Here is a 16,733-nt window from a genome sequence, read left to right as displayed (position 1 = left end):
CATCCCAGGCGCCCGGAGACTTGCCTAGGCATGACCGACGCCCCGCTCACCGCCCCCGCTCGCGCCCGGCCAGCTCGCGCGCCATCCCGCGCAAGGTCAAGCAGATGGTCCCGGCGCTCGCCGCGCGCTTCGCAGAATCGCTGCTGCCCGGCGAGGCCGAGGGGATGGATTCCGAGCGGCTGACCGAGGCGGCCTCGTTCACATTGACCGCAATGGCGACCCGCGCGCCGGGAGAGCCGGGCATCGCGCTGGAAAGCATCGGCGGCAGCGCCGGCGAGCGGTTCCTGCGGCTGGCGGTCATCAACGATGACATGCCGTTCCTGGTCGATTCGGTCGCCGCCGCGGTCGCCGAACAGGGGCTGACGATCGAGCGTCTGGTCCACCCGGTGATCGCGGTGCGGCGCGACGGCAAGGGCCGCCTGGTCGAACTGGCCGGCGAACACGGCGACGGCGAGTGTCGCGAATCGGTGATCTACCTCGAGACCGAGCGCGGCGACGCCCGCCAGCGCCGCCTGCTCGCGGCTACGCTGGTGACGGTGCTGGGGGATGTCCACGCTGCGGTAGATGATTGGTCCCAGCTCCAGCAGGCCCTGATCGCGGACGCCGAGCGGATCGCCGACCCTGAGGGCGCGGCGCTGTTGCGCTGGCTCAACGACGGGATGTTGACCCAGCTCGGGCATGTCCTGCGCAAGCGCGACGGTAGTCAGTCGGGCCTGCTCGGCATCTGCCGCAAGAGCGCCCGCGGGCTGCTCGCCGCGCCTTCGTTCGAGCGCGCGTTCCGGTGGTTCGACGGCCAGCGCAAAGGCCAGGGACAGGCTCCGCTGATCATCAAGGCCAACCGCGTCTCCAATGTCCATCGCCGCGCGCCGCTGGATCTGTTCATCGTGCCGGTGATCGAGGACGGCAGCGTCGTCGCGCTGTCGGTCCACGCCGGGGTGTGGACCAGCGCCGCGCTGGCCGCGCCGCCCGACCGTATCCCGCGGATGCGCAGCCAGTTGGCCCAGTTGATGGACCGCTTCGGGTTCGATCCGGCGGGGCACGCGGGCAAGAGCCTGGTCCACGCGCTGACCGCGCTGCCGCACGACCTGCTGATCGGCTTCGCCGAACCCGATCTGGCGCGGATTGCGACCGCGATGATGAGCCTGGTCGATCGCCCGCGCCCCAAGCTGGCGCTGGTCAAGGCTCCCCTCGCCCGGCATCTGTTCGCCTTCGTGTGGCTGCCGCGCGACGTCCTCTCGACCACGTTGCGGCTCGAGATCCAGACCATGCTCGAGGCCGCGGCCAAGGCCGAGGTGCTCGACTGGAGCCTGCAGGTCGAAGGCAGCAGCCTGGCGCTGCTGCGCTTCGTGATCGACATCCGCGAGACCGGGCGGACCCCTGACGAGGCGGCGCTCGACGCCGAGCTCCAGGCAATGGTCCGAGGCTGGCCGCAGGCGGTCGAGGCCGAGTTGGCGCAAGGCGACGATCCCGCGCGTGCCGCCGCGCTGGCGACGCGCTTTGCCGAGGCATTTCCCTCGGCCTACCGCACATTCTACGGCGCGGGCGAAGCTGCCGCCGACATCCGCGTGTTGCGGGCGCTGGGCGGCAGCGAAGCCGCCACCCGCCGCGCCGCGCGGCTCTATCGCCTGCCCGGCACCAACACCGGTCTGCGCCTCAAGCTCTACCAGCGCGAGGGCACGCTGCCGCTGTCCGACGCGGTGCCGGTGCTCGAGAACTTCGGCTTCCGGGTGATGGAGGAAGTGCCCACCTTGCTCGACGCCGGGCGCATCGCGACGATCCACGACTTTCTTCTGTCCCTGCCTGCGGGGCAGGCCGAGGACGCTGTGCTGGCGCGCGCCGGAGCGATCGAGACTGCGATCGCCGAAGTGCTCAACGGTGAGGCCGAGGACGATCCGTTCAACCGCCTGATCGTCACCACCGCGCTCGACGCGAACCACGCCAACTGGCTGCGCGCGTGGTTCCGCTATCTTCGCCAGGGCGGAATGGGCTTCGGCATTGCGACCGTGGTGGACGCGCTGCGCAACGCCCCGCAGGCGACGCGCGCGCTGCTTGCGCTGTTCGCCGCACGTCACGATCCCGCGTTCGGCGGAGATCGCGCCCGCGCGGCGGCTGCTGCCGACCGCGCGTTCCGCGATTCGCTAGGCGAAGTCGCAGCGATCAACGACGACCGCTTGCTGCGGCTGTATCGCGCACTGATCGAGTCGATCCTGCGGACCAATGCGTTCGCCCCCTCGGGGCAGGAGGCGTTGGCGTTCAAGCTCGATCCCGCGCTCGTTCCCAACCTGCCCAAGCCGCTGCCGTGGCGCGAGATCTTCGTCTATTCGAGCCGCCTCGAAGGCATTCACCTGCGCGCGGGGCCGATCGCCCGCGGCGGCTTGCGCTGGTCCGACCGGCGCGACGATTTCCGCACCGAAATCCTCGGGCTGATGAAGGCGCAGCGGGTCAAGAACGCGGTCATCGTGCCGACCGGGGCGAAAGGCGGATTTTATCCCAAGCGCCTGCCCGATCCCGCCATCGACCGCGAAGGCTGGTTGGCCGAGGGCAAGGCCAGCTACCAGGTATTCATCCGCACGCTGCTGTCGATCACCGACAACATCGTCAACGGCAAGGTCGTTCATCCCGCACGGGTCGTGATCCATGATGGAGAGGACCCGTACTTCGTGGTCGCCGCGGACAAGGGCACCGCGACCTTTTCCGATGTCGCCAACGCAATCGCCGATGAAGCCGACTTCTGGCTCGACGACGCCTTCGCGAGCGGCGGTTCCAATGGCTACGACCACAAGGCCATGGGGATCACCGCCAGGGGCGCGTGGATTTCGGTCCAGCGCCATTTCCTCGAAATGGGCGTGGACGTTCAACGCGATCCGGTCACCGTCGCGGGCGTCGGCGACATGTCGGGGGACGTTTTCGGCAACGGCATGCTGTTGTCCAAATCGATCCGCCTCGTCGCCGCGTTCGACCACCGCCACATCTTCCTCGATCCCCATCCCGATGCGGCGAAGAGCTGGCAGGAACGCGCGAGAATGTTCGCGCTGCCCCGCTCTAGCTGGGCGGATTACAACACCAAACTGATCTCCAAGGGCGGCGGGGTTTTCGCGCGCAGCCTCAAGGAGATCCCGCTCTCGCCCCAAGTCCGCGAGCTGCTGGGGATCGAGAATCCGACGATCGACCCAGACGGGCTGATGCATGCGATCCTGTCGGCGCAAGTCGATCTGCTGTGGTTCGGCGGGATCGGCACTTATGTCCGCGCCTCTGGCGAGAGCAACGCCGCGGTCGGCGATCCGGCCAACGACGCGATTCGGCTGGCCGCCTCCGAACTGCACGCCAAGATCATCGGCGAAGGCGCCAACCTTGGGATCACGCAGTCCGGGCGGATCGAGTTCGCGCTCGCCGGTGGCCGGATCAATACCGACTTCATCGACAATTCGGCCGGGGTCGATTGCTCGGACAACGAGGTCAACATCAAGATCGCGTTGGCTTCTGCAAGGCGGGCGAAGCGGATCACGCTGCCCGCGCGCAACGCGCTGCTTGAAAGCATGACCGGCCAAGTCGCTGGAATCGTGCTCGAAGACAACCGGCTCCAGGCGCTGGCGCTGTCGATCGCGCAAACCGGCGGGGCGGCGGGGACGCCGGCGTTCGCTCGCCTGATCGAACAGCTCGAGGACCGCGGCCAGCTCGATCGGCGGACCGAGGGCCTGCCGGAGAGCGACGCCCTTGCCCGCCGCGCCGCGGACGGCGCGGGGCTGACCCGGCCCGAGCTGGCGGTGCTGCTGTCGAGCGCCAAGCTGGTGCTCCAGCAGGCGATCGAGCAAAGCGCGCTGCCCGACGATCCGGGTCTGGCCGACGAACTGCTGAGCGCCTTCCCCGCACCGATGCGGCGACGCTTCCGCAGCGACATCCTGGGTCATCGCCTGCGCCGCGAAATCATCGCCACGCGCATCGCAAATCGCATCGTCAACCGCATCGGGGTGATTCATCCGTTCGAGCTGATCGAAGAGGAAGGCACGACGCTTGCGCATATCGCGACGTGCTTCGTCGCCTCCGAACGGCTGTTCGCGATGGCCGACATCTGGGCAGCGCTCGAGCGCGCGGCGATGCCCGAGGCCGCGCGCCTGCTGCTTTTCCGCCGCTGCTCGACCGCGCTGCGCACCCAGATCGCCGATCTCGTGCGGGTCAGTTCGGCGCGCACCGCGGCGTCGAAGCTGATCGCCGAACTCGCACCGGGCGTCGCCAAGCTGTCGGCGCAGACCTCGCGCCTGCTCAACGCCGAAGGGCGCAGCCAGGCGGGTCGGATGCTCGAAGCGTTCGCCGCCGCGGGCGCGCCCCCGGCCGAGGCGGCGATGGTCGCCAAGCTCTACGACATGGACGGCGCTGTCGGCCTCGCCCGGCTGGCGCGCGACAGCAAGATCGATCCGCTGACCCTGACCGGCGCGTTCACCGATCTGGGCGCGCGGCTGGGGCTCGACTGGGCGCAGATGACCGCCGCCCGGATGAGTCCGTCGGATCCGTGGGAGCGGCTGCTGGTCGCAGGCCTGGCGCGCGATTTCCAGCAGGTCCGGCTCGACTTCCTGCGCCGTCGCGCCCGCGCCAAGGCGCCCGGCGAATGCGTAGCGAACTGGGCGGAGGAGGAAGCCGGTGCGGTCCGCGCGTTTCGGGCCGTGGTCGGGCGCGCCCAGTCCGCCGCTCCGGTCGCGCCCGCGATGCTCGCCCAGATCGCCAGCCAGGCGAGAAATCTGTTGGGGCGGTAGAATCACCAGCGGCTTGACCGCGCCCGCAGTTCTGGCCAATCGCGCAAACCATGGATCACGCGGATGTCGTCATCGTGGGGGCCGGGCATGGTGGCGCGCAGGCCGCGCTGGCCTTGCGCCAGCAGGGGTTTGCCGGATCGATTCTGATGATCGGGCGAGAGCCCGAGCCGCCGTACGAGCGCCCGCCGCTGTCCAAGGAATACCTTGCCCGCGAAAAGCCTTTCGAGCGGCTGTATATCCGTCCGCCGCAATTATGGGCGGAAAAGCAGGTGACGCTGCGGCTTTCGACGAGCGTCAACGAAGTCGATCCGGCAACCAAGACGCTGGCGCTGAGCGACGGAACCACGCTGACTTACGGATCGCTGATTTGGGCGGCCGGTGGGGATCCGCGGCGGCTGTCGTGTGCGGGAGCGCATCTGGCGGGGTTGCACGCGGTTCGCACCCGCGCCGATGTCGACAAGCTGATCGGCGAGATCGACGCCGGGGCGAAGCGTGTGGTGGTGATCGGCGGCGGCTATATCGGGCTGGAAGCAGCAGCGGTGCTGACCAAGCTGGGGCTGGGCGTAACCTTGCTGGAGGCGCTGCCGCGGGTGCTGGCGCGCGTCGCGGGCGAGGAATTGTCCGCATTCTACGAGGCGGAGCATCGCGCCCACGGTGTCGACTTGCGGACCGAGGTGACGGTCGAGTGCATCGAGGGCGACGAGGCGGTCAGCGGGGTCCGCCTCGCCGACGGCACCGTCCTGCCGTGCGAGATCGTGATCGTCGGGATTGGCATCGTCCCCGCGATCGGCCCGCTGATCGCGGCGGGGGCGGCCGGCGGCAACGGGGTCGATGTGGACGAGTTCTGCCGCACATCGTTGCCCGACGTGTTCGCGATCGGCGATTGCGCAGCGCATTCGAACGGTTTCGCCGATGGCGCGGTGATCCGCCTCGAATCGGTCCAGAACGCCAACGACATGGCGACCTGCGCCGCGCGCGCGATCATCGGCGAACCGCAGCCGTACGCCGCGACGCCGTGGTTCTGGTCGAACCAGTACGACTTGCGCCTGCAGACCGTGGGCCTGAGCACCGGCCACGACGCGACCGTCTTGCGCGGCGATCCGGCGGCGCGATCGTTTTCGGTGATCTATCTCAAGAGCGGGCGGGTGATCGCGCTCGACTGCGTCAATGCGGTCAAGGACTATGCCCAAGGGCGCAAGCTGGTCGAAGGGCGGAGCACGCCGGATGTCGCGCAGTTGGCCGACGTCGCGGTGCCGCTCAAGGAACTCGCATAAGCAGTTTCACGCGAAGACACGAAGATGTCGCGCGAAGCCGCGCAGCGGCGCGTTAACTAAACAACGGTGTCTGATCGACGGACGGCCCCTGCGCCATCTTCTCCCATCCTCGTGTCTTCGTGTGAAATATTTCGGGATTCGGAAAGACGCTGGAGCGCCCAGATCGCAGCATCGGCTACAACCGGGTCTGGATCGTCGAGCAATTGCTCCACTTGGCCGACCAGGTTCAGATCCCCCGAATTGCCTGCCGCGATCAGGCAGTTGCGGATGAAGCGATTCCGCCCGATGCGCTTGATCGGCGAGCCGGCGAACAGGCTGCGGAACCCGGCATCGTCCAGCGCCAGCAACTCCGCCAGTTTCGGCCCTGCCAGTTCTGCCCGCGGCAGGAACGCGAGGTTGGCCGCCGCGGCATCGGCGAACGAGTTCCATGGGCAGACCGCCAGGCAATCGTCGCAGCCATAGATGCGGTTGCCGATCGCGGCGCGGAATTCGTGCGGGATCGGGCCTTTGTGCTCGATCGTCAGGTAGCTGATGCAGCGCCGCGCATCGAGTTGGCCCGGGGCGGGAAATGCATCGGTCGGGCAGGCGACAAGGCAGCGGTTGCAGCTGCCACAGTGGGGCGAGTGGGGGGCGTCGGGCGGCAGATCGAGCGTCGTGTAGATGCTGCCGAGGAACAGCCACGAGCCGTGCGTGCGACTGACCAGGTTGGTGTGCTTGCCTTGCCAGCCCAGCCCCGCCGCCTCGCCCAACGGTTTCTCCATCACCGGGGCGGTATCGACGAACACCTTGACCGCGACGTCACCCAGACCGCGCCGCGCGGCCTCGGCGATCAGCCAGCGGGCCAGCGACTTGAGCGCCTTCTTGACCGTGTCGTGATAGTCTCCGCCCTGGGCATAGACCGAGATCCGCCCGCGATCGGGCGCGTTCGCCAGCGCCAGCGGATCGTGCGCCGGGGCATAGCTCATGCCCAGCGCGATGACGCTGCGCGCCTCGGGCCACAGCGCCTGCGGCTCTGCGCGCTGGTCCTTGCGCGCTTCCATCCATTCCATCGCGCCGTGGCGACCGTCGCCAAGCCATTGCTCAAGCCGCTCGGCGCGTTGCGGAACCGGCGCCGCGTCCGCAACCCCGAAGGCGACGAAGCCGAGCCGTTGCGCCTCGCCCGAAAGCGCCGATTTCAATTCGCCCAAAGTTTCGGGATTAACCAAACCTGCTGTCGCTCCCGTTCATGCCTGCTAGATAGGCGCCGGATGATGAAGAGCGAGCTAGGCCCGACCGCTGGGGGCGGCAACCACGCAACGAGTCCGCTCGCGATAGAGGCGCGCGGGCTGGTCAAGCGCTTCGACGGGTTCACCGCGGTCGACGGCGTCGATCTCGAGGTGCCCGCGGGCACGATCTTCGGGGTCCTCGGTCCCAACGGCGCGGGCAAGACCACCACCCTGCGCATGCTGCTGGGGATCATCGATCCCGACGAGGGCCTGCGCCGCACCCTGGGCCACGAACGCCCGCACGAGATCGCACATCGCATCGGCTACCTGCCCGAGGAGCGCGGCCTGTACCCGGCAATGAAGGCGTTCGAAGCGATCGCATTTCTCGGCCACCTACGCGGGGTCCCGCTGAGAGAGGGTCGCAAGCGGGCGCGGGCGATGCTCGAGGAATATGGGCTTGGCTATGCCGCCGACCGTCAGATTCGCCAGCTGTCGAAAGGCATGGCGCAGACCGTGCAACTGCTCGGCACGCTGATCCACGAACCCGACCTGGTGATCCTCGACGAACCGTTTTCGGGTCTCGACGCGATCAACCAGGGCAAGCTCGAAGCGATGATCCGCGGGCTGGCGGAGCGCGGCACCACGGTGATCTTCTCGACCCATGTCATCGCCCACGCCGAACGCCTGTGCGAGCGGATCGCGATCATCGCCGGGGGCAAGGTGCCATTTACCGGGCTGGTCGGCGAAGCGCGCGACCGCTTGCCCCAGCAGGTGAGGCTGGAACTGGCGCGCGACGATGGCGTGTGGCGCGATGCGCTCCCCAGCGACGCCCGGCGCGAAGGCGCGATCTGGCACTTCAGCCTGCCGCCGGGCGGGGTCGAGCCGCTGCTTCGCGCGCTGATCGAGGGCGAGGCGGGGATTCTCTCGCTGTCGATCGAGCGGCCCGGCCTGCACGACGCGTTCGTGGCCATCGCGGGCGAGGCCGCCGCCAAAGCGCTTGCGGAAGAAAAGGCCGACCTGAAATGACCCGCACCATCCGTTCCGCCTGGGTGATCGCGCGGCGCGATTTCGTGGCGGTGATCTTTTCCAAGACTTTCCTGTTCTTCCTGCTTGGCCCGCTGTTCCCGATCCTGGTCGGCGGGCTCGCCGGCGGCATCGGAGCGCAAGTCGCCAAGTCGGTGGAAAACCCCCAGATCGGGCTGGCCATGGGCGGTGCCGACAACCTTGCGATGGTCTATGCCCATGATCGCATGGCCGGTCGCATGGCGGGCGAGGTCCCCGAGTTCATCAAGCTCAAGGACGTACCGCCCGGCGACAAGTTCGACGCGGTGGCCGCGATGCGATCGGGCGGACCGCGGCTCGCGGCGGTGGTCACCGGCTCGATCGAGAATCCCCACTTGACCGGGACCGGCGAGCGCCTCGATCGCTACGATGGGATGATCGCGACGATGGCCGCCACCGCGCGCAATCCTGCGAACTTACGCTTTCCCGAGATCGCGACGACGACCATCGCTACAAGCGCCGCCAAGGTCCATAGCGGCCGCCTCGCCACGGCCCAGGCCGCCCAAACGGTGCTGTTCTTGCTGACGATGCTGCTGGCGGGGATGGTCCTGTCCAACCTGGTCGAGGAAAAGAGCAACAAGATCATCGAGGTGCTCGCCGCCGCAATCCCGATGGACGCGGTGTTCCTGGGCAAGCTGTTCGCGATGCTTGCGGTCAGTCTGGTAGGAATCGGCGTATGGTTCACGGTGGGCAGCGCGGTCATCGCGATTGGCGGACAGTCGTTGCCCACGTTGCCCGAACCCGCGGTCGGCTGGCCGCTGTTCTTGGGGCTGGGGTTCCTCTACTTCGCGACGGCCTATCTCCTGCTCGGCTCGCTGTTCCTCGGCATCGGCTCGATGGCGGCGACGGTGCGCGAGGTTCAGACGATGTCGATGCCGGTGACGATGATGCAACTGCTGGTGTTCTTCTTCGCCAGCTTCACCGTGGCGCAGCAGGGCAAGCCGATGGAGCTGCTCGCCACGATCGTTCCGTTCAGCTCGCCGTTCGCCATGCTCGCACGGGCCGCGCAGAGCCCGGCGCTGTGGCCGCACCTGCTGGCATTGGCCTGGCAGGCGCTGTGCGTCGCGGGAATCATCCGCCTGGGGGCCGGCATCTTCCGTCGCAGCGTGATGAAATCGGGACCGGCCAGGGGCAAGGCACAGCGTCTTTCGCTGTTCGGGCGGAAACGGACAGCGACTCTTGTTGACACCCGTGAAGGTTTGGCTGGATAAGTTGCAAAAGCATAACTGTCCTTCGGCGCCGCAGGACCGGGAGATTACCTGATGGCTACCCAACTCGCCCCCGAGGCGCCGTTTACGTATCAGACGTCGCCGACCGCGATGGACATGCTCGAGGACTGGCTTCGCAGGAATCCGCAAAGCACCCCGGTCCATACCCACCCATGGGATGTCAGCCGTTCGGACATCTACGTCGAGGATCGTTGGCAGCCGATCTTTGCCGAAATGCGTGCCAAGGCGCCGATCAACAAGGTCACCGGAACGCCATTCAAGGACTTCTGGAACGTCACCACGATCAAGACGATCCAGCACGTCGAAGCCCTGCCCGAACTGTTTTCATCCTCATGGGAACACGGCGGGATCACCATTGGCGACCGCAGCGACGAGATTGAGGAAGAATTCCAGCTTCCGATGTTCATCGCGATGGACCGGCCGCAGCATACCGGGCAGCGCCGCACGGTCGCGCCCGCGTTCACCCCCGCCGAGATGGAGCGGATGAGCGCGGAGATCCGCCAGCGCACGGGCGAAGTGCTCGATGGATTGCCGTGGGGCGAACAGTTCGACTGGGTCGATCGGGTGTCGATCGAGTTGACCACCGGAATGCTGGCGCTGCTGTTCGGCTTTCCGTGGGAGGACCGCCGCCTGCTGACCTTCTGGTCGGACTGGTCGGGCGACACCGAGATCGGGCTGGTCCCCGAATTGATCACCCACCGTCAGGGCATCCTCAACGAGATGGGTCACTATTTCACGCGGCTGTGGAACGAGCGCGCCAACGCCCCGCCGACGCCCGACCTGATTTCGATGATGATCCATTCAGACGCGATGAAGGACATGGGCTTCAACGAATTCGTCGGCAACCTGGTGCTGCTGATCGTGGGCGGCAACGACACCACGCGCAACACGATGTCGGGGATCGTCGAGGCGCTGGATCGGTTCCCCGGCCAGCGCGCGCTGTTCGAGGCCGATCCCTCGCTGATCCCCAACGCGGTGCAGGAGTGCATCCGCTATGTGACCCCGCTGGCGCACATGCGCCGCACGGCGACCGCCGATACCGACCTGTTCGGGCACGAGATCAAGGCGGGCGACAAGGTGGTGCTGTGGTACATCTCGGCAAACCGGGACGAGACGGTGTTCCCCAACCCCGACGAGCTCGACATCACTCGCGACAACGCCCGCCGCCACCTGGCGTTCGGCTATGGCATCCACCGTTGTGTCGGCGCGAGGCTGGCCGAATTGCAGCTCAAGATTCTGCTCGAGGAAATGCACAAGCGGCGGATGCGGGTTAAGGTTACCGGCAGGGTCGAGCGGGTACGCGCCAACTTCGTCCATGGCCATCGCAAGCTCGAGGTAACGCTCGAGAAGTTCTGATGGCTCGAGAAATTCTGACGGAGGATTCGATGCCGCAACCTCGTCGCAGTGTCCTCGCCTGGCTAGGCACCGCCAGCCTCCTCCCCTTGGCGTCGGCCTGCGGGGCCACGCCGGCCAAGGCCAAAAGCTATCCGGTGACGCACACCGATGCCGAGTGGCGTAAGCTCCTGACGCCAAGGCAGTATACAATACTGCGCAAGGAAGGCACCGAGCGGCCCGGCTCCTCACCGCTGCTGAAGGAGCACCGCAAAGGAACGTTCGTGTGCGCAGCGGACCGCAACCGGCTGTTCGACAGCGCCACCAAGTTCGAGAGCGGGACCGGCTGGCCAAGCTTCTGGAAACCGCTGCCCGGCGCGATCGGCACCACCTTGGACCGTTCGCTGCTGATGGAGCGCACCGAGGTGCATTGCGCCAAGTGCGGCGGGCATTTGGGCCACGTATTCAATGACGGTCCTCAGCCCACCGGCTTGCGTTATTGCATGAACGGCGACGCGATGCTGTTCGTGCCCGGCTGATCAGCGGCCGATCAGGTTGCTGGCATATGTCGGCGCGGCCAGCACCAGCAAGCTGAGCGGCATTGCCGGGGCCAGGGCCAACGCCACCCCGGTCAGCGCCAACGCACGACGGCCGCTCCGACGAGAGTTGCGCGCTGCGCGGGTCCACGCGCGCATCTGCCAGCCAATCGGCACCGCCGCCAGGGAGCAAGCCGCCGCAGCGGCCCGGGCATCGAGCGCGGTCATGATCGCGGCCAGTAACATCAACAGCGCATAATCGGTCCACCACCGCCGCAGCCAGTCCCGCGCGGGTCCGAGCAGGCGCAGCGCCGCGGCGAACCCGAGCAGGGGAAGACCCAGCGCCTGTATTGCGAAGATCGCTCCGCCCCGCCACAGAGGCGTGGCTCCGTTCAGGCCGGTCGCAGCAACGACGCTGCAACTGCTGTCGAGGCCTCCAAGCAGGAGCAGCGCGCCGCCGGTCGCGGCTCCCATGCCGCCGAGAGTGAAGGCGCGCGGGTGCGGTTCGAACAGCGCGACCACCGTCATGACCCCCGCCGCCCAGGCGAACGCGGCGAGGTGTGCAATCCCCAGCACGCCACACACCGGCGCCTGCCCGGCCGCCCATTTCACGGCGACGATGGCCCCCGTGACCGCCGTTAGCGCGTGGAGCGCATGAACGAGCCACCAGCGTTCGTTGCGATTGCGCAGCCACTTCAAAGCAGCGACCGCGACGAAGCCCAATCCCAGCACCGCACCGTCGAGGGAAAGGGCGAGCGCCGAGGCGAGCGCCGCGCCGATCGCCCAGCCGCCGAGCCGCGCTTCGCGCGCCATCAACCCGTTGAGTGCGAACAGGATGCAGACCGCATGGAGGCCGTGTGTATCGAGTGTCGCCGGATGCATCGCGACGAGCAAGGGCACCGCCACGGCGCTGGCCAGGCAGGAGAGACCGGCAATCTCCTCGTCGAACAAGCGATATGCGATCCGCCCGATCAGCAACATCGCGCAACCCAAGGTCAGGGCCGAGGCAACTGTCGGCAGACTCCATACGGGCGGCAGTGCGACGGCAGAAAGCCGACCCGCGAGCGTTGTCGCCGCAATCTGGAGCATCGCCACGCCGATCCAGATCAAGCAGACCCGTCCGACCAGCTCGGCGGGAAGCGCGGGGCGGCGGCGATCCCTGAGGATCATCTGGCGCAAACCGGCAGCGGTCCGACGCCAGCCTGGCGCAACGAATTTACGGCAAGTGCAGCGCGGAACCCGGCCATCCCCATTCCCCCGACCGCAGCAAGCCATAGCGATCCTGCCAGGTCATGAAGAAATATGCCTAACGAAGCGTTAACACCTCGGTTGCGGCGAACCGCGCAGTCACCCGGGCCAGGTCGTCGAACCGGAAGGTCTGCTCGAAGATCAGGCCGTACAGCGGCCTGCGGCGCCAGCGGACCCGCCCGGTGAGTTCGGGCAGACCGGTGAGCTCGCAAAGGCCCGGGCATTCGAACCGGATGCGCTGGCCGAGCGCAAGATGCTCGTCGCACGACATGCACGCGCCGTTCTGGGAAATGTCGACGAAGACCCCGTCATGGCAGCGCACGCCGGCAAAAGCCTTGACTGGCACCTTGAGCCGCAACCGCACCGGGCGCTTGCGCTTGCCGCCGCCACTTTCTGCGAGCAGCCGTTCGCGGGCGACCGGATCATGGAAGCGGAACCCCTTGAGATCGCCGTCTTCCCATACTTTGTCGATCGCGTGCCGTTCACCGTTCGCCAGTTCGATAGCAAATTCACCGTGTTCCGGCAGAGCGTGGAACGTTTTGATCTTGAGTCCGTCGCTCGAGATGTCACGAACCACGACGAGGAATTCGTCGTCTCCCGCAATCAACTTTGCGGCGCGGATCAACAGGGTGAAGCGCGGCGCGTTGCGCTGTTCCGGAGAGGAAGACCCCTCGTCCCACGCGTCACCCCCGGACGCGGGGCCGGTCGGCCGGTTCAGCGACGACAGCGAATACGTCATTGTGGGAAGGTCTCCGCGTCCTGCCAGTGGTGCCAAACGATTGCTGACATTCGATTGCGCGAGATAGTCCATGCTTCGTTAACAGCGCCGTGGGCGAGATCTCGGGAGAACCCCCTATCCGTGTTCTTAAGCATGCCTTACGCCCAGTGCGAAAATTGCCCCGAGCAGTCTTGCGTCACGTTGCTCGGCATCGCAGCTTCAGTGGGAACTGTTCGCGCTTCGACTTAAGATCGAGGGTACGATGACTACCGGTTGGACGCGGAATGACTACCCTTCGAACCCCACGAAGACTGCCGCCTCGTCGAGCGACTTGCGCTCCGAGACGACCGCGTTCGCGGGAAAGCTGTCGTCGGGCCAGCCCAGCGCGATGCTCTTCATGATGACTTGGTCGTCGGGAATGCCGGCGTGCTCGCGGACCACTGGCGATTGCATTATGCCCTGGCTGTTGATCACCGTGCCCAGCCCGCGCGACCACGCCGCGTTGACCAACGCGGTCGCCACCGCGCCGCAATCGAATGGGGTATCGTCGCTGCCGTCGAGCACCCGGTCGTAAGTGATAATCACGCACACCGGCGCATCGAACTGGCGGAACCCGCGCAGCACCCAGTCCTGCCGTCCGTCCTTGTCGTCGCGGGCGATGCCCATCGCCGAGAATAGCTGCTTGGCCACGCCGACCTGACGATCGCGATGCGCCCCCGCAAACGGCTGGCCCTTGCGGAATTCGCGCGAATCTGGATGGCCTGCGAGGATGCGTTCGGTGTTGCCGCGGCGGATGCGGTCGAGCGGCTCGCCGGTGATCACGTAGAAGTGCCACGGCTGCGTGTTCATCGAAGACGGCGCGCGCATGGCCAGACCGAGGATTTCCTCGATCAGTCTGCGCGGAACGGGTTCCTGCTTGTAGCCGCGGCAACTGCGGCGTCCTAGAACGACGTCGTCGAAAAGCATGTATTGCTCCGTATCTTGGTTGGGCGGTTAACCAGGCTGCAACCCGTCTGCGTACACGCCATCGATCAGCACGAACACAATCCGGCAATTCTTGCCCGAACGGTTGGCCCAGCCGTGGTTGGTGCCGCGTTGGATCACGATGTCGCCCGCGCGGACTACGGTTTCACCCTCGTCTACGATCAGCACCAGTTCACCCTCGATGACGATGCCGTAATCGACGGTCTGGGTGCGGTGCATGTGCGCATGGCGGCTGCCCTCGCCGGTGTGCGAAGATGCGTCGGCGGCGCCGATCTCAGCGAAATAGGCGCGCGCCTGCTCGGGGGTCATGTCCGCCAAACCGGGATCGTCGGGCGGAAAGTCGAGCACGCGGATGCGGGTGCCGCCTCGGGGCGGGGCCAGGACGATGCCGATTTCCGGCGGCTCGCCCGATGCGCGATCGATCGGCGCGGGTGTTGCCCGGGTGTTCCACACTTCATAAAACACCGGTCCGGCCTCGCCGCCGATCCGCTGAATCCGGGTCGGCGAGCCATCCTCCTGGATGATTGCCCTACCCGCCGCGTCGTGGCCGGTAACGATCCGGCGAAACGGGTTCTGCACGCCAAAGCTCCTGCAGGGACCGCGAGGGCCCATGATGCGTACTGTGGGACTCCAATCCCCACGAGCAAGGCTCAGGGTATTTCAAGTCCGCCGGGTCTACCGGTTAACATACTGCCAGACGATATAAATGGCGCTGTGATGAAAAGTTGCGATAGCATAGCGCGTTGCTGGGTAGCCCCTAGGTCGCGAGGACCTGCCTCGCCTCCTTGCATGAACGCGTTACAAGTCTTCGTCGCAATCAACTCGCCTTGCCGGGAGTTTGATCTCAACACGCGTGCCGCCGTTTGGCGGCGCGCTGATAAGCAGCTTTCCACCCGACTGTTCTGCAAAGCCCGCGGCCATAGACAATCCAAGGCCCGTGCCCTTGCCCGGCGGCTTCGTGGTAAAGAACGGCTCGGTAACCTTGTCGAGTATCTCCGCAGGGATTCCCGGTCCCTCGTCCGCCACGACGATCCGCAGTCCGTCGGCTGAGGTGGAGGGCTCGCTGGGGCGATCTATGACGATTGAAATGGTCCCGCCGCCCGGCATCGCGTCACGCGCGTTGATTATCAAATTGAGAAGCACGAGCGTAAGCTGCGACGGGTCTGCGAAAAACGCATGATCTTCGGCGGTCACGGTCCAATCGACGGGGAAGGTCGTATCCAACGCATGGTCGACGAGGCCCATTACCGATTTTCGGAGCGTCTCGGGATCGATGGAGGTCGGGCTCAGCGGTTGCTTTCGAGCAAATGCCAGCAGGCTTTTGACCAGAGCGATGCCTTGATCGACCGCCTCGCGCATCTGATCGAGGATAGCTTGTTGCGATTGGTCCAGGTTTGTCCGTCGGGCGAGAAGCTGGATACCGCCGAGCACTGCCGCGAGGAGATTGTTGAAGTCGTGTGCCACACCGCCGGTGAGTTGACCCAACGCGTCGAGTTTTTGTGCCTGCAGGAGCTGGTTTTCGAGCAAGCTCTGCGCCGTGACATCGGTAATCGAGCCCACCCAGGCGCGATCGTCAACGCGCACGGCCTGTTCCAGCAAGTAGAGCGGCGGGCCATCGGCGGTGGCCCAACGATAGCGCACGCTGGCCCGGTCGCCCTTGCCGCAGGGCTTCGCGTATTCCGATGCGACGGCCGGACGATCTTCGGCTAGGATCTGATCCTCCCAGCGGGCCTCATCATCGCGCAACCACGCCGCGGCGTCGCCGCTCAGCGCACTCCGGTCTCCGCCGACGACGCGCCGACGGAGCCCGTCTTTCTCCGAATACGTGGCTTCGAAGAGCACGACCGGCAGAGAATTCAAGATCGCCGCTTGCCGCAGACGCGTGGCTTGCAGTTCGCGCTCGATCTCGAGGCGCTGCTCTTCCGCGCGAAACTTGGCTTCCTGCAGGACGATTTCGGCGCGATTACGCTCTTCGATTTCTCGCCGCAGCTTATAGAGATCTACGAAGACCGCCGCTTTCGAGTGTAAGACCAGAGCATCGACAGGCTTGAACACGTAATCGACCGCGCCCATCGCATACCCGCGCATCAGGTGTTCGGTCTCCTTGTTGACTGCCGAGAGGAAAATGATCGGAATCCGTGCGGTCTGGTCACGCTCGCGGATAAAGCCGGCGGTCTCGTAGCCATCCATTTCGGGCATAAAAACATCGAGCAGAATTACCGCGAAGTCCTCGCGAAGCAGGGCGCGCAGGGCGTCGCGGCCTGAAGTGGCAGTGACGACTTCGGCCAGCGAATCTAGCACTTCGGTTAATGCCAGCAGGTTGCGCTCGTCATCGTCGACGATCAATATCTTGGCTTTGTGTACCTTGTCTGGCGCTGGAGGAGGACGCTCGGCTCT

At 66.3% G+C, this 16,733-nt stretch carries 12 protein-coding genes; 6 read left to right on the top strand and 6 right to left on the bottom strand.

Annotated elements, in window-relative coordinates:
* Window positions 1-104: 104 nt before the first annotated feature.
* Entirely contained in the window at window positions 105-4,748 is a 4,644-nt protein-coding gene (locus GKE62_RS13350; protein WP_154692663.1) for an NAD-glutamate dehydrogenase domain-containing protein, read from the top strand.
* Between the two features lie 50 nt (window positions 4,749-4,798).
* Window positions 4,799-6,022 carry an NAD(P)/FAD-dependent oxidoreductase gene (locus GKE62_RS13345; protein ID WP_154692662.1) on the top strand — a complete coding sequence of 408 codons (1,224 nt, stop codon included), beginning with the start codon at window positions 4,799-4,801 and terminating at the stop codon, window positions 6,020-6,022.
* 56 nt (window positions 6,023-6,078) lie between these two features.
* Here the strand turns inward: GKE62_RS13345 and queG are convergent, their stop codons facing one another.
* A complete protein-coding gene (queG, locus tag GKE62_RS13340) occupies window positions 6,079-7,200 on the bottom strand; it encodes a tRNA epoxyqueuosine(34) reductase QueG (RefSeq protein WP_154693727.1) in 1,122 nt (373 codons plus the stop codon).
* Window positions 7,201-7,272: 72 nt separating this feature from the next.
* On the opposite strand from queG, the gene GKE62_RS13335 reads away from it, so the two are divergent.
* Genes GKE62_RS13335 through msrB form a run of 4 tightly spaced genes read left to right on the top strand, consistent with a single transcriptional unit; the run spans window position 7,273 to window position 11,389 of the window.
* Entirely contained in the window at window positions 7,273-8,253 is a 981-nt protein-coding gene (locus tag GKE62_RS13335; RefSeq protein ID WP_154692661.1) for an ABC transporter ATP-binding protein, read from the top strand.
* A complete protein-coding gene (locus tag GKE62_RS13330; RefSeq protein ID WP_154692660.1) occupies window positions 8,250-9,500 on the top strand; it encodes an ABC transporter permease in 1,251 nt (416 codons plus the stop codon). The genes GKE62_RS13335 and GKE62_RS13330 overlap by 4 nt, the downstream gene beginning before the upstream one ends.
* A gap of 51 nt (window positions 9,501-9,551) precedes the next feature.
* Window positions 9,552-10,874, top strand: coding sequence for a cytochrome P450 (locus GKE62_RS13325; protein WP_154692659.1), 1,323 nt, complete (start codon window positions 9,552-9,554; stop codon window positions 10,872-10,874).
* A gap of 29 nt (window positions 10,875-10,903) precedes the next feature.
* Window positions 10,904-11,389, top strand: a complete 486-nt coding sequence (gene msrB / locus GKE62_RS13320) for a peptide-methionine (R)-S-oxide reductase MsrB (protein ID WP_154692658.1) — start codon at window positions 10,904-10,906, stop codon at window positions 11,387-11,389.
* Here the strand turns inward: msrB and GKE62_RS13315 are convergent, their stop codons facing one another.
* The 5 genes from GKE62_RS13315 to GKE62_RS13295 all read right to left on the bottom strand — a co-directional run bounded on the left by GKE62_RS13315 (window position 11,390) and on the right by GKE62_RS13295 (window position 16,682).
* Window positions 11,390-12,556, bottom strand: a complete 1,167-nt coding sequence (locus tag GKE62_RS13315; RefSeq protein ID WP_154692657.1) for a hypothetical protein — start codon at window positions 12,554-12,556, stop codon at window positions 11,390-11,392. It lies immediately after the preceding gene.
* Window positions 12,557-12,692: 136 nt separating this feature from the next.
* Window positions 12,693-13,373: a PilZ domain-containing protein gene (locus GKE62_RS13310; RefSeq protein ID WP_154693726.1), complete on the bottom strand. Its 681-nt coding sequence runs from the start codon at window positions 13,371-13,373 to the stop codon at window positions 12,693-12,695.
* Between the two features lie 267 nt (window positions 13,374-13,640).
* Entirely contained in the window at window positions 13,641-14,318 is a 678-nt protein-coding gene (locus GKE62_RS13305; RefSeq protein WP_154692656.1) for a nitroreductase, read from the bottom strand.
* Window positions 14,319-14,345: 27 nt separating this feature from the next.
* Window positions 14,346-14,915, bottom strand: a complete 570-nt coding sequence (locus GKE62_RS13300) for a cupin domain-containing protein (RefSeq protein WP_230206692.1) — start codon at window positions 14,913-14,915, stop codon at window positions 14,346-14,348.
* Window positions 14,916-15,134: 219 nt separating this feature from the next.
* Window positions 15,135-16,682: an ATP-binding protein gene (locus GKE62_RS13295; protein ID WP_195908385.1), complete on the bottom strand. Its 1,548-nt coding sequence runs from the start codon at window positions 16,680-16,682 to the stop codon at window positions 15,135-15,137.
* Between the last annotated feature and the right edge of the window lie 51 nt (window positions 16,683-16,733).

The organism is Novosphingobium sp. Gsoil 351 (genome assembly GCF_009707465.1).
Classification (GTDB): domain Bacteria; phylum Pseudomonadota; class Alphaproteobacteria; order Sphingomonadales; family Sphingomonadaceae; genus Novosphingobium.
Note: the sequence above shows the minus strand (reverse complement) of the source record. Positions and strands in the feature narration are given on the sequence as shown.

Excerpts from the sequence above, each read along its gene's own strand:
- GKE62_RS13350 (WP_154692663.1), top strand. The coding sequence starts at position 105 with ATGGTCCCGGCGCTCGCCGCGCGCTTCGCAGAATCGCTGCTGCCCGGC.
- GKE62_RS13345 (WP_154692662.1), top strand. The coding sequence starts at position 4,799 with ATGGATCACGCGGATGTCGTCATCGTGGGGGCCGGGCATGGTGGCGCG.
- GKE62_RS13335 (WP_154692661.1), top strand. The coding sequence starts at position 7,273 with ATGAAGAGCGAGCTAGGCCCGACCGCTGGGGGCGGCAACCACGCAACG.
- GKE62_RS13330 (WP_154692660.1), top strand. The coding sequence starts at position 8,250 with ATGACCCGCACCATCCGTTCCGCCTGGGTGATCGCGCGGCGCGATTTC.
- GKE62_RS13325 (WP_154692659.1), top strand. The coding sequence starts at position 9,552 with ATGGCTACCCAACTCGCCCCCGAGGCGCCGTTTACGTATCAGACGTCG.
- msrB (WP_154692658.1), top strand. The coding sequence starts at position 10,904 with ATGCCGCAACCTCGTCGCAGTGTCCTCGCCTGGCTAGGCACCGCCAGC.
- GKE62_RS13315 (WP_154692657.1), bottom strand. The coding sequence starts at position 12,556 with ATGATCCTCAGGGATCGCCGCCGCCCCGCGCTTCCCGCCGAGCTGGTC.
- GKE62_RS13310 (WP_154693726.1), bottom strand. The coding sequence starts at position 13,373 with ATGACGTATTCGCTGTCGTCGCTGAACCGGCCGACCGGCCCCGCGTCC.
- GKE62_RS13305 (WP_154692656.1), bottom strand. The coding sequence starts at position 14,318 with ATGCTTTTCGACGACGTCGTTCTAGGACGCCGCAGTTGCCGCGGCTAC.